The following is a 13,186-nucleotide window of genomic DNA, read 5'->3' on the forward strand; positions in this document are numbered from 1 at the left end:
TAAGTTTTAATCAACTACTCTCAGTTTTTCTGCAAAAGCTTATAATGCGTTAAAAAATCATTATATCAATTTGATTCAAAAAACGAATCTCACCCAATTCATTTTAGAACATTAAGAAGAAAAAAATCACATTTAAAAAAAATTTACATTTAAATTGTTTTTTTTACCAACAAAATCTAAAATTGTTTAATAAAAAACTATTTTTGGTTTCGCTATCCAATTCATTATATAGCAATTGACCAAACTATGAAAACAAAATTCCCCCTATTGTTAATTCTATTTTGTGCCATAAACTCTTTTGCACAATTTAGTAAAACCCATTACATTCCACCATTAATTTCGTCAAATGGATTAGTTGCAGACCAACACATATATATATCGACACCTAGTCTCACCAATGTCAATTTCAAAATAATTGCCAATGGGGGAGCTGTAATTAACGGAACTGTAAATAGCAGTAGCCCGTACTATTATTACGTTGGAACTGGAAGCAATACACAGCTATTCACTCCTACTTCAGGAAAAGTAGACAACCGAGGATATGTGATTGAGGCCGAAGATTTAATTTATGTCAGCGTCAGAGTCAATGCTGGCTACAATAGCAACAATGGTTCATATAGTCACGCCGGAGGATTGGTTTCCAAAGGAAATAGCGCACTGGGAACTACTTTTAGGCTTGGAGCAATGCTTAATCCGCTTTTTGATATGACTTTATTGAACTTTGCTTCGGTTCTAGCCACAGAAAACGGTACAAAAATCACGATTTCAAATATTCCAAACGGAACTATTCTTGTTGATGGAACTACGGTTACAGGACCAATAACAGCTATACTAAATAAAAACGAAAGTTATGTGATTGCCATGCAAAACAATAATTATGGCGGCACTCCTTCCAATAGTTCCAAGATAATAGGCGGATTAGTGACTTCAGACAAACCTGTTGTAGTCAATTCTGGCTCTTTTGGCGGAAGCAACAGTGCTATTTCCAGTAGTGGAAGAGATGTTGGCTTTGACCAAATTGTTTCATTAGAAAAAACAGGAAAAGAATATGTATTTATAAAAGGACTTGGAACAAATGATTTAGAACGCGTTATTTTGGTTGCCCATTCAGATAACACCCAAATTTTTCTTAACGGTAATACTTCTTCACCATTCAAGATACTAAATAAAGGAGAATATATTGCTATCGACGGAAGTAATTTCATTAATGGAAATATGTATGTGTCCACAACCGAAAATGTTTTTGCCTATCAATGTATTGCAGGAACTCCTAATCCGGCTAATCAAAATTTATTTTTTGTACCTCCTATTAACTGTTCGACGCCTAATACCGTAGATAACATTCCACAAATTCAGTCGATTGGCAATAATTCTTTTAATGGTTATTTGAATGTCGTTACCGAAACTGGAGCTACCGTTTTATTAAACGACAGCCCTATTGGAGTCCCTCCAGTTTCAATTGAGGGAACATCGGCATTTGTTCGTTATACTGTATCGGGGTTATCAGGGAATATTGCTGTAAAATCAACAAAGCAAGTATATGTTTCCTATTTTGGAACTAATGGTGCCGCAACCTACGGAGGTTATTATTCTGGTTTTGATTTGAAACCGGAAATTGTAAGCGGTAAAATTGCATTAAATAGCTCGTCCTGTATCCCGAATGTTTCCTTAAAAATAAACTCTTTATCCTCTTATGATACTTTTGCATGGTATAAAGACGATGTAGTGATACCGGGAGAAATTAAGAATAGCTACACTCCTACCCAACCCGGATTTTATCAAGTAAGAGGAAGTATTTCGGGTTGTGTAAGCAATATTTTCTCGGACAAAATTCCGGTAAGTGAATGCCCGATAAACATCGACAATGACTTAGCAAATGACAATGTCGATATTGATTATGACAATGACGGAATAACAAATTGTACGGAATCATACGGAAACCTTCCTGTTAATCTTTCAAATTCCAATTCGGGAACTTTAACAACAGGAACCTATTCTAATACGTTTTCGGGATCAGTTACCAGTTCGGTTCCGGCTGCAGCCGTCCCTTTTGTCGGTAAAGCAGATGGAAGTTTTGTTACCGAAGTTTTGGCTGGAAAAGGATTTTCGGCAAGCTACAATTTGACTTTTGCTAAACCGATAAATCTGGCATTAGAATATGTTTCAAGTTCAAATACAACTGATTTATTAAATTCTGATGCCGAATACATCGTCAATTCAGACATTAACAAAACCATTACGGTATTGAATCCAAACAACCAATTATTAATAGACACCAATTATGACGGTGTTTATGAAAGTGGCGTGACACAATTCTCCTCTTTCGAAATTCGTTTTCGACTAAACGGAAGTATTCCTTTGCCGGCAGGAACTGGTACTTTCCAATTCTTGTCATATCAAACCCAGTCACTCAAAATCACTCACAAAAATCTATTAGAAAATGCCGGAAACAAATCAACATTCAAACTCACAGCGACTTGTGTACCAAAAGATTCTGATGGAGATGGAGTTCCAGATCAATTGGATTTAGATTCAGATAATGACGGAATTCCAGATCTTATCGAAAATCAAGTGAAACCAAAAACACTTTCCAATACAGACACCAATTTGAATGGATTGGATGATATTTTTGAACCACAAATCCCCCCATTAGATACTGATAATGATGGAGTTCCTAATTATCTTGATTTGGACAGCGACAATGACGGAATATTCGATATAGTCGAATCAGGAAGCAATGCACCAGACGTTAACAAAAATGGGATTATTGACACTCCTACATTTGGAACCAATGGATTATCCGATTCATTAGAAACAACTACAGATAGCGGCATTTTAAAATACACCGTTTTGGACTCTGATACAGATGGCATAAAAAACTTTACCGAAACAGACAGTGACAATGACGGTTGCAACGATGTCATCGAAGCCGGGTTTTCTGACCCAAATTTTGATGGCATATTAGGCAACTCGCCTGTTACGGTAAACACCAATGGTGTAGTAACCAGTGGTACAAATGGTTATACGCTACCCAATTCCAACTACATACTTTCAATTCCTATCATAATAACCAAACAACCCGAAAACCAAACCGTTTGTGAATCACAAAATGTAACTTTCACTATTGAATCCAATGCAGACAGTTTTCAATGGCAAGTTTCTACTGATAGTGGTAACATTTGGAATTCATTGGTAAACAATACTATTTATTCAGGAGTTAAAACTACAGCTGTTACCATCCAAAAAACAACTCTCCCAATGAATGGTTACCAATATCGTGTACTTTTAAACAGAAACAACAACGCCTGTGGATTAACTTCTGCCAATACGGCGAAACTAAATATTTTAGACTTACCGGTTTTAAACTCGCCCATTACTATCATTCAATGCGACGATGATACTGATGGAATTTCTAATTTCAACATAACCGAAAAGAACAGTTTTATATCGTCTAATTTTTCCAATCAAAAGTTCACCTATTTCACCACTTTGGCTGGAGCAAATACTAACGATTCTTCTGTACTTATTTCAAATCCTCTAGTATTTTCAAGCAGCAATAAAAGTATTTGGACAAGAGTTGAAAATTCAAACGGATGTTTTAGCGTAGCTCAATTGGATTTAAAAGTCTCTACAACCCAAATCAATTCAGGTTTTAAAAGAATATTTAAAGTTTGTGATGATTTTATTGATGCCGTACATGATGACAAAGACGGCATTACTGCATTTAATTTCAGTAGCGTAACAGCCGATATTCAAGGCATGCTTCCGGCTCCAAGCACAAACTACATTATAAAATACTACGCCAATGAAGCCGATGCTCTGTCAGAAATAAACGCAATTACAAATACTTCAAATTATAGAAATACAACTCCAAACCAGCAGGAAATTTGGGTACGCGTCGATAGTAATCTAGACAATGCCTGTTTTGGATTAGGAAATTACGTAACACTCAAAGTAAATGCAAAACCAAATATAGACATCAACAGTGATCTGAGCGCCAATAAATTAATCTGCTCCAATTTGCCTACTTTTTTTGTCAAACTCAATGCCGGAATTATTGGCAATGTTCCAGCCGATACCTACAATTATGTTTGGTCTAAGGATGGAAGCATAATTCCCGGAGAAAACAACGAGACTTTGGATGTCAATGAAGAAGGAAAATATACCGTCGAAGTATCCAACAAAGAAGACAATAGCTGTAGCAGATCCAGAACCATTACCGTAACAGCCTCAGATATTGCAACACTTAATTCGGTAAACATATCCGACTTATCGCAATCCAACACTGTTGAAGTAAACACTTCGGGATCTGGAAATTACGATTACAGCATTAATGCTCCAAACGGACCATTTCAAGATTCCAATTACTTCGAAAACGTCCCTCCAGGCATACTCGAACTTTACATCCATGACAAAAATGGTTGCGGAACCATTTCAAAAACGATTGCAGTACTGGGAATCCCTAAATTTTTTACTCCAAATAATGATGGTTATAACGACTATTGGAACATCAAAGGAGCAAATGAAATGTTCAATTCCGGGGCCAAAATCTTTATTTATGACCGATACGGAAAAGCAATCAAACAAATCTTTGCCTCAAGTAACGGTTGGGACGGAACCTACATTGGCAACCCAATGCCTTCCGATGATTATTGGTACACCATAAAACTGGATGACGGAAGAGAAGCCAAAGGTCATTTTTCATTGCAAAGATAAAATTCATTGGGGCGTGCCCCCGTTGAGAAAATGGGCTTACTTATAGTAACGCATAGAAAGCCCATTTCCACAACGGGGTCGGGCTATCCGTTTCAATCTTTTTTATTATTCCGCTATCGCTTCATAATAAAAAAGGATTTCCACTACTATCCCTCACGCGCAATGTCATTAAGTTAAGCGTTTTTCATGTCATTTCGACGAAGGAGAAATCACATAACGTGAGTCACTAGTGAGATTCCTCGTGCCTCGGAATGACAAAACGATGGTTTTATATCCTTAACTTGATGACATTGCCCTCACACGCTCACTGCCAATAAAGAGCATTTTCTTTTCAACCCTACACTTTTGATTACGCAAAAACCTACAGCTGGCATGGATTTTGCCTCAAAAAATTTATTTTATATATTAAATGCTTTTTAAACAAACAACTATGTTAAAACACTTCATCCCAATCCTAGTATTCATTTCTAGTTTTGGATTTGCCCAAAATGCAGATCTTACTGTTTCAGTTTCAGATTTAAAAAACAATACCGGATCACTTACCGCCGAATTGTACAATACCAAAGAAAAATTCCTCAAAACACCTTATAAGATTGCCTCTTCTCCAATTAAATCCAACACCGCTTCGGTTACTTTTACAGGAATCCCAAAAGGAGAATATACCGTTCTTGTATATCATGACATAAACAAAAACGGAAAACTAGACAAATACATCATCGGAATGCCCAAAGAACCTGTTGCCTGTTCCAACAATGCAAAAGGATTCATGGGACCTCCAAAATATGATGATGCCAAATTCACCGTTACTGCCGATTCTAAAATCAATATTATAATGACAAAGGCTCATTAATCCCAAAAAACAAAAAACCCATTCAAATCAATGAATGGGTTTCTTGTTTTATAAAAAGTGTTTATTAGAATTTAAATCTTTTTCTATCTGTTTCAGATAAATATATTTTTCTCAAACGAAGTGATTTTGGAGTTACCTCTACATATTCGTCTTTTTGAATATATTCTAAAGCTTCCTCCAAAGAGAATTTGATAGCAGGAATAATTCTTGCTTTATCATCTGCTCCAGAAGAACGTACGTTTGAAAGTTTTTTCGTTTTTGTAACATTAACAGTCATATCGTCGCTACGAGTGTTTTCACCAATAACCTGACCTTCATAAATATCCTCGTTTGGATCAACAAAGAATTTACCACGATCCTGCAATTTATCGATAGAATAAGGAATCGCTTTTCCATTTTCCATAGAAATCAAAGAACCATTGTTACGCCCAGGAATTTCACCTTTGTATGGTTCGTATCCAATAAATCGGTGCGACATGATAGCTTCACCTGCAGTTGCAGTCAATAATTGGTTACGCAAACCGATGATTCCACGAGATGGTATGTTGAATTTTACAATCATACGGTCTCCTTTCCCTTCCATACTCAACATTTCACCTTTACGGATAGAAACAAACTCTACCGCTCTACCTGAAAGCGTTTCTGGTAAATCAATTGTCAATTCTTCAATCGGCTCACATTTCACACCATCAATTTCTTTGATAATAACTTGTGGTTGACCAATTTGCAACTCATACCCTTCTCTTCTCATTGTTTCGATAAGAACAGACAAGTGTAATACACCACGACCAAAAACCATGAATTTATCAGCAGAATCAGTTTCTCCCAATTTCATAGCTAGGTTTTTTTCCAACTCTTTTGTCAATCTTTCTCTAATGTGGCGAGAAGTTACAAACTTACCTTCTTTTCCAAAGAAAGGAGAATCGTTAATCGTGAACAACATACTCATTGTAGGCTCATCGATAGCGATTGTTTGCAATGCTTCAGGATTTTCAAAATCGGCAATAGTATCTCCAATTTCAAAACCTTCGATACCAACAATAGCACAAATATCCCCAGCTACAACCTCCTCTACTTTTTTACGTCCAAGACCTTCAAAAGTATGTAATTCTTTAATTCTTGATTTTATAACTTTACCATCTCTTTTTACCAAAGAGATCGGCATTCCCTCTTTTAAAACACCTCTTTCCAAACGACCGATTGCGATACGTCCTGTAAAAGAAGAGAAATCCAAAGAAGTAATCAACATTTGTGGAGTTCCTTCAGATACTTTTGGAGCAGGCACATTTGAAATTACCATATCCAATAGTGGCTCAATATTTTCTGTTTGATTTTCCCAGTGGTCAGACATCCAGTTATTCTTAGCAGAACCATAAACTGTTGGGAAATCCAACTGCCATTCTTGAGCGCCCAATTCAAACATTAAGTCGAAAACTTTTTCATGAACTTCTTCGGGAGTACAGTTTTCTTTATCAACTTTATTGATAACAACACATGGTTTTAATCCTAAATCAATTGCTTTTTGCAATACAAAACGAGTTTGTGGCATTGGTCCTTCAAAAGCATCTACCAATAAACAAACACCATCAGCCATATTCAATACACGCTCAACCTCTCCACCAAAATCGGCGTGGCCAGGAGTATCGATAATATTAATTTTGGTACCTTTATATACTACAGAAACATTCTTAGAAGTAATAGTAATACCTCTTTCACGTTCTAAGTCATTGTTATCAAGGATCAAATCACCTGTATTTTCGTTTTCACGAAATAATTGACAGTGATACATAATTTTATCAACCAAAGTTGTTTTACCGTGATCGACGTGGGCAATAATTGCAATGTTTCTAATAGCTTCCATCTGTGATTTTTAATGGGTGCAAATGTACACTTTATTTTAACACAAAAAACATTTACGCAATTCTTTGATATTACACTAACATATAAGCACTTATTCCCTATTAAATTTTATTTGAGTCTAATTAATTTATATAGAAATTTCAAATTTTAACATTTATTAATTATATTTGGTTCAATGAAAAACAAAGCCAACCAAATAGCCCTACTATATACCCTTTCCACATTATTTTTAGCTATTATTAGCTTTAAATTGGCAAAACTCTATTCTTTCTCTAATTATTATGCTTTTAATTTCATAAAAGACCTTTTTTTTATAACTGCCACTGGTCTCTTTTTTCGATACATTTTATACAAAAATGACAAAAGAAGCTCCGAGATTAACAAAAATCTCAGACACACGAATGACAAGTTAAAAGAATCCAACGACAAATATGATATTGTCGCCAAAGCAACAAGTGACACGATTTGGGATTGGAAAATCCCGGAAGACCAGATTACCTGGAACAAGGGAATCAAAGAAATATTTGGTTACAGTCAAAATCAGGTTGGACATAATTCCAAATGGTGGTTTGACAACATTCACCCGGAGGACAGCATAAAGATGTCTGTTAAACTCTATTCTTTTTTGGAACAAAAAACAGAAAAATGGCAAGATCAATATCGCTTTAAATGTTCAGACGGCTCTTATAAATATGTACTAGACAGAGGTTTTATTATAAAAGACGAAAACGATAAAGCCATTAGAATGATTGGTACCATACAGGATATTACCAAGCAAAAAGAAGAAGAAAACCGTTTAAAATTACTTGAAACTGTTTTTACAGAAGCCAAAGACGCAATCATCATTACCGAAGCAGTCTCAGATGACAATCAAATTCCGAAAATAGTTTTTGCCAATCCAGCTTTTAATACAATGTCGGGATACGATCATTCAGAAGTTATTGGTAAATCCCTTAATTCCTTTATGGGAAAAAATTCAGATTTACTGGAAATTGAAAAATTAACAGACTCAATAAAAAATAAAAAAGAATGCTTTCTAGAAATCATTCTTTACAAAAAAGACCAGTCCGAATACTGGGTTCGACTTTCCTTTTTACCCGTCTATAATGTCGAACACGATCTTTCGCACTGGATATCCATACAAAGAGATGTTACAGAAGAAAAAACATTAGAAAAAGAAAAAGAAATACTTATTCGGGAATTAACCCAAAACAACAAAGACTTAAAACAATTCTCTTATATAACCTCTCACAATTTAAGAGCACCTTTATCAAACCTGACTGGATTGTTAAACCTAACTGAATTCCTTACTATTGAGGACGAAGAATTAAAAGAAATACTGAACGGATTTAAAATATCAACTCATCTCCTAAACGAAACAATTAACGACCTCGCCAAAGTAATCACCATAAAAGACAGCGCCTCTATACAAAATGAAGAATTACTTATCCAGGATGTTTTCAAAAATATCCTTAGCCAACTTCATATTCAGCTCGAAGAAATAAAACCGCAATTGAATATTTCTTACGGAAACATCACCAAAATACACACCAATAAAGCGTATTTTGAAAGCATCTTTATCAATTTACTCACCAATTCATTAAAATACAGATCACACGACAGAAACCTAATAATTGACATCACCATAACAGAGGAAGAAAACGACACCTTAAAAATTATTTTCAGAGACAATGGTATTGGTATCGATTTAGAAAGAAATAAAAATAAAATTTTTGGTCTTTATCAAAGGTTTCATGATTATCCAGACAGCAAAGGCTTAGGCTTATTCCTGGTTAAATCACAAATAGAAACAATGGGAGGCAACATCAGCATAAAAAGTAAAGTTGACAAAGGAACCGAATTCATACTAACTTTTAAATCATAACAAAAATGTTAGAACTTATCATGTGCATTGATGACGACCCTATTACATTGATGCTATTCAAAAAAGTAGTACAGAAAGCCTCTTTTGCAAAAGAAATAATAAACGCCTCCAACGGTCAAGACGCAATCAATCTAATCAATGAAGCAAACAACAATCCTGAAAAAGAAAACAAACCTAAATTAATCTTTTTAGACTTAAATATGCCCGTTATGGGCGGATGGGAATTTATCGATTTATTCAACAGTTCCAATTACTTTAACCTAAACAATACAAAAATCGTCATTTTAACCTCAACCATAGATCCTGATGACATCAAGAAATCAAAATCATACCTTAATGTTATTGAATTCCTACCTAAGCCTATTACCGTTGAGATGCTGGACAATTTGAAAACCAAAATTTAATATCGATATCTCACGACAAAAATTAAACACCTTATCCACAAAATCACAGAGAAGATTCACCGCAAAGCCTCTAACTCAAAAAATCGCAAGTCCATTTCAAAAAAGTAGACAAAAAAAAAAGCTCCTTAAATAAAGGAGCTTTTTTTTATATAAATTATATTACTTACAATTTAGCAACATGCTTAGTTAACTTAGACTTCAAGTTTGAAGCTTTGTTATCATGAATGATGTTTTTCTTTGCTAGTTTATCGATCATTGAGATTACACTTGACAATTTAGCAGTAGCATCAGCTTTATCAGTTGCAATTCTTAACGCTTTAATAGCATTACGAGTAGTTTTATGTTGGTATCTGTTTAATACTCTTCTCTTTTCGTTACTTCTAATTCTTTTTAGAGCTGACTTATGATTTGCCATTTTGTTATCTTTTTATCTTAATTATTTCATTTTTTGTAGTCCGTAAGGGAATCGAACCCCTGTTACCAGAATGAAATTCTGGCGTCCTAACCCCTAGACGAACGGACCAATATCCCTCTAAGTTCTGGAACATTCTAGATTAAAAAAAATTGTAGTCCGTGGGGGAATCGAACCCCCCTTACCAGGATGAAAACCTGGCGTCCTAACCGATAGACGAACGGACCGTTGTTTTTTTATTCTCAGAATTTCAATCTAAACATTTTTGTAGTCCGTGGGGGAATCGAACCCCCCTTACCAGGATGAAAACCTGGCGTCCTAACCGATAGACGAACGGACCCTGCTTCTCTATTGCGGATGCAAAAATACAACTATTTTCTATTTGCACAATAGCTAACGCAAAAAAAATTATTTTTTTTTAATACGCCTTAGCAAAAAGCACTCTTCCCACTGACGGATCCCCAGTAAACACACAGCTTCCCGCCTGTTCTACTCTATCCAAAGGAATACATCTTATTGTTGCTTTGGTCAATTCTTTGATCTTCTCTTCAGTCGCAGCAGTACCATCCCAATGTGCTGAAACAAAGCCTCCTTCAGTCTCCAAAACAGCTTTAAATTCATCAAAACTATTTACTTCAGTGATATGTGTATTTCTATAATTTAATGCTTTTTCAAACAAATCTTTTTGGATTTGCTCCAATAAATTACTGATATAGGTCTCAATTCCATCTTTAGAAACTACTTCTTTGACCAGAGTATCTCTTCTTGCCACTTCATAAGTTCCGTTTTCTAGGTCTTTTGGCCCGACTGCAATTCGAACAGGCACTCCTTTTAATTCCCATTCAGCAAATTTGAATCCTGGTTTTTGAGTCGTTCTGTTATCGAATTTCACTGAAATGTTTAATTTTCTCAAGGATTTAACCAAAACATCCACTTCATTTGAAATAGTATCCAATTGTTCATCACTCTTATATATAGGTACAATAACAACTTGAATCGGAGCCAAATTCGGTGGCAACACCAATCCCTGATCATCAGAATGTGTCATTACCAAAGCGCCCATCAATCGGGTCGAAACCCCCCAAGAAGTTCCCCAAACATATTCCTGCTTCCCTTCTGCATTAGCAAATTTAACATCAAATGCCTTAGCAAAATTTTGTCCCAAAAAGTGCGAAGTCCCAGCTTGCAATGCTTTTCCGTCCTGCATTAAGGCTTCTATACAATACGTTTCCTCTGCTCCAGCAAAACGTTCTGTTTCGGTTTTTAATCCTTTTATAACTGGAATAGCCATGAAATTTTCTACAAAATCAGCATATACATTCATCATCTTTTCAGACTCCTCAATCGCTTCTGCTTTTGTCGCATGAGCCGTATGACCTTCCTGCCATAAGAATTCTGCTGTTCTCAAAAACAATCTAGTTCTCATTTCCCAACGCACCACATTAGCCCATTGGTTAATCAGCAAAGGTAAATCCCTATAGGACTGCACCCATCCTCTATAGGTAGACCAAATAATAGCTTCACTTGTAGGACGAACAATTAATTCTTCTTCTAATTTCGCATTAGGATCCACCATCAGTTTCCCTGGCCTATCTTCATCATTTTTTAATCTATAGTGAGTTACAATAGCACATTCTTTTGCAAATCCTTCTGCATTTTTCTCTTCGGCTTCAAACATGCTCTTTGGAACAAACAAAGGAAAATAGGCATTTTGATGTCCTGTTTCTTTAAACATTCTATCAAGTTCTGCTTGCATTTTTTCCCAGATGGCATACCCGTAAGGTTTTATAACCATACACCCTCTAACCCCTGAATTTTCAGCTAAATCGGCCTTAACAACCAACTCATTGTACCATTTTGAATAATCTTCTGCTCGTGTTGTTAGGTTCTTGCTCATTTTGAATAATTTGGCATAATATTTGTTTATATATAAATTAACTAAATAATTACGCAAAACTAACTAAATTTGTATTGTCCAACAATAAAATAATCTGCCGAAATGAAAACTAAAACATTAATTACTCGAAAAAGACCTTTATATTTCTTATTAGGTTTTTTGGGCTTAGCGGTAACCTCTTGTGGTTCTTACCAAAACAGCTCTTATTATGACAATGACGGCGTCTATAATACAAACGGAGAAAAAGTTGTTATAAAGGACAACCAACAGAATTCATCTTCAGTTCAATATAAACAATACTTCAATTCGTTACAAAACACCAGCGGAAATTCTGATGAAATTTTCACCGATGTAAACAGCTACGGAAGCAACTATAACGTCGGAAACGATTCCATACAGGCACCGTCAACAGCAACAGGTTATGCATCTTGGGGTAGTAATCCAGACAGCACTACGGTAGTTGTTTATTCTGACCCATTTTGGTATGGTGGATATTATGGATGGGGATACCCTTATTATGGATATGGATACCCATACTACGGATGGGGTTATTATCCAGGATGGGGATACCCTGGTTGGGGATACCCTGGTTGGGGTTATCCAGGTTGCGGATATCCTGGATGGGGACACCCTGGATATGGTTATCCTATAGCGACTCCTTATGCTTATAATTATAGCAGAAGAGGTTCTGATTATGGCGGAAATTATAATAATTACACTAATAGAGTTACTCCTTATTCTAGAACCGATTTTTCTGGTAGAAACAGCATCTACAATGGAGCCATTACGAATAGAGCCTCAACCTATAACAGAAACAGCGTAAACAGCCTTACAAGCCGAACATCTCCTACTTTTACCAATAGAAACAGTAGTGCATCCTATAGAAATTATAGTAATCAAACATCTAGAGGATCATACACAGAAGCTAGAAACAGCTCTTCTGGCAGCTACCAAAGATCATCAAGCTATACACCTAGCAGTAATAGCACTTACCGAGGCAGTAGTAGCAATATGTCCAGCGGTGGATCGGCTAGAATGTCCAGCGGTGGAGGCGGATACAGCGGTGGAGGCGGAATGTCTGGAGGTGGTGGAAGAATGTCTGGAGGCGGTGGAAGAAGATAAAATATTCCTGACTGTATAACTAACCAACCCTAAAATCAAC

Annotated in this window: 8 protein-coding genes and 3 tRNA genes; 5 read left to right on the forward strand and 6 right to left on the reverse strand. The window is 35.9% G+C overall.

The genetic code is table 11. From position 1 onward, the window contains the following. Positions 1 to 246: 246 nt before the first annotated feature. Together EM308_RS16500 and EM308_RS16505 are read left to right on the forward strand one after the other, a co-directional pair. Positions 247 to 4,716, forward strand: a complete 4,470-nt coding sequence (locus EM308_RS16500; RefSeq protein ID WP_035633921.1) for a T9SS type B sorting domain-containing protein — start codon at positions 247 to 249, stop codon at positions 4,714 to 4,716. Between the two features lie 430 nt (positions 4,717 to 5,146). Beyond that, positions 5,147 to 5,566 carry a DUF2141 domain-containing protein gene (locus tag EM308_RS16505; protein ID WP_081907221.1) on the forward strand — a complete coding sequence of 140 codons (420 nt, stop codon included), beginning with the start codon at positions 5,147 to 5,149 and terminating at the stop codon, positions 5,564 to 5,566. Positions 5,567 to 5,630: 64 nt separating this feature from the next. Here the strand turns inward: EM308_RS16505 and typA are convergent, their stop codons facing one another. Next, positions 5,631 to 7,427, reverse strand: coding sequence for a translational GTPase TypA (typA, locus tag EM308_RS16510; protein ID WP_035633924.1), 1,797 nt, complete (start codon positions 7,425 to 7,427; stop codon positions 5,631 to 5,633). 174 nt (positions 7,428 to 7,601) lie between these two features. Here typA and EM308_RS16515 point away from each other — a divergent pair, with 174 nt between their 5' ends. Continuing rightward, entirely contained in the window at positions 7,602 to 9,311 is a 1,710-nt protein-coding gene (locus EM308_RS16515) for a PAS domain-containing sensor histidine kinase (RefSeq protein WP_035633926.1), read from the forward strand. A 5-nt stretch (positions 9,312 to 9,316) separates the two neighbouring features. Next, positions 9,317 to 9,715 carry a response regulator gene (locus EM308_RS16520; RefSeq protein ID WP_035633928.1) on the forward strand — a complete coding sequence of 133 codons (399 nt, stop codon included), beginning with the start codon at positions 9,317 to 9,319 and terminating at the stop codon, positions 9,713 to 9,715. A gap of 163 nt (positions 9,716 to 9,878) precedes the next feature. Here the strand turns inward: EM308_RS16520 and rpsT are convergent, their stop codons facing one another. From rpsT to proS, 5 genes are all read right to left on the reverse strand, one after another. Beyond that, entirely contained in the window at positions 9,879 to 10,130 is a 252-nt protein-coding gene (gene rpsT / locus EM308_RS16525) for a 30S ribosomal protein S20 (protein ID WP_035633930.1), read from the reverse strand. A gap of 36 nt (positions 10,131 to 10,166) precedes the next feature. Beyond that, positions 10,167 to 10,238, reverse strand: a tRNA-Glu gene (locus tag EM308_RS16530). Between the two features lie 44 nt (positions 10,239 to 10,282). Next, positions 10,283 to 10,354: transfer RNA gene (locus tag EM308_RS16535), tRNA-Glu, on the reverse strand. Between the two features lie 41 nt (positions 10,355 to 10,395). Continuing rightward, positions 10,396 to 10,467 (reverse strand) — tRNA-Glu (locus EM308_RS16540). 78 nt (positions 10,468 to 10,545) lie between these two features. After that, a complete protein-coding gene (gene proS / locus EM308_RS16545) occupies positions 10,546 to 12,024 on the reverse strand; it encodes a proline--tRNA ligase (RefSeq protein WP_035633933.1) in 1,479 nt (492 codons plus the stop codon). Positions 12,025 to 12,126: 102 nt separating this feature from the next. On the opposite strand from proS, the gene EM308_RS16550 reads away from it, so the two are divergent. Beyond that, positions 12,127 to 13,146 (forward strand): hypothetical protein, encoded by a 1,020-nt coding sequence (locus tag EM308_RS16550; protein WP_035633935.1) that lies wholly within the window; start codon positions 12,127 to 12,129, stop codon positions 13,144 to 13,146. Positions 13,147 to 13,186 lie beyond the last annotated feature (40 nt).

Source organism: Flavobacterium gilvum, from assembly GCF_001761465.1.
GTDB classification, from domain to species: domain Bacteria; phylum Bacteroidota; class Bacteroidia; order Flavobacteriales; family Flavobacteriaceae; genus Flavobacterium; species Flavobacterium gilvum.

Bases quoted from the DNA above. Each gene is read 5' to 3' on its own strand.
- EM308_RS16515 (WP_035633926.1), top strand. From the start codon at position 7,602: ATGAAAAACAAAGCCAACCAAATAGCCCTACTATATACCCTTTCCACA.
- typA (WP_035633924.1), bottom strand. From the start codon at position 7,427: ATGGAAGCTATTAGAAACATTGCAATTATTGCCCACGTCGATCACGGT.
- proS (WP_035633933.1), bottom strand. From the start codon at position 12,024: ATGAGCAAGAACCTAACAACACGAGCAGAAGATTATTCAAAATGGTAC.
- EM308_RS16550 (WP_035633935.1), top strand. From the start codon at position 12,127: ATGAAAACTAAAACATTAATTACTCGAAAAAGACCTTTATATTTCTTA.
- EM308_RS16520 (WP_035633928.1), top strand. From the start codon at position 9,317: ATGTTAGAACTTATCATGTGCATTGATGACGACCCTATTACATTGATG.
- EM308_RS16505 (WP_081907221.1), top strand. From the start codon at position 5,147: ATGTTAAAACACTTCATCCCAATCCTAGTATTCATTTCTAGTTTTGGA.
- EM308_RS16500 (WP_035633921.1), top strand. From the start codon at position 247: ATGAAAACAAAATTCCCCCTATTGTTAATTCTATTTTGTGCCATAAAC.
- rpsT (WP_035633930.1), bottom strand. From the start codon at position 10,130: ATGGCAAATCATAAGTCAGCTCTAAAAAGAATTAGAAGTAACGAAAAG.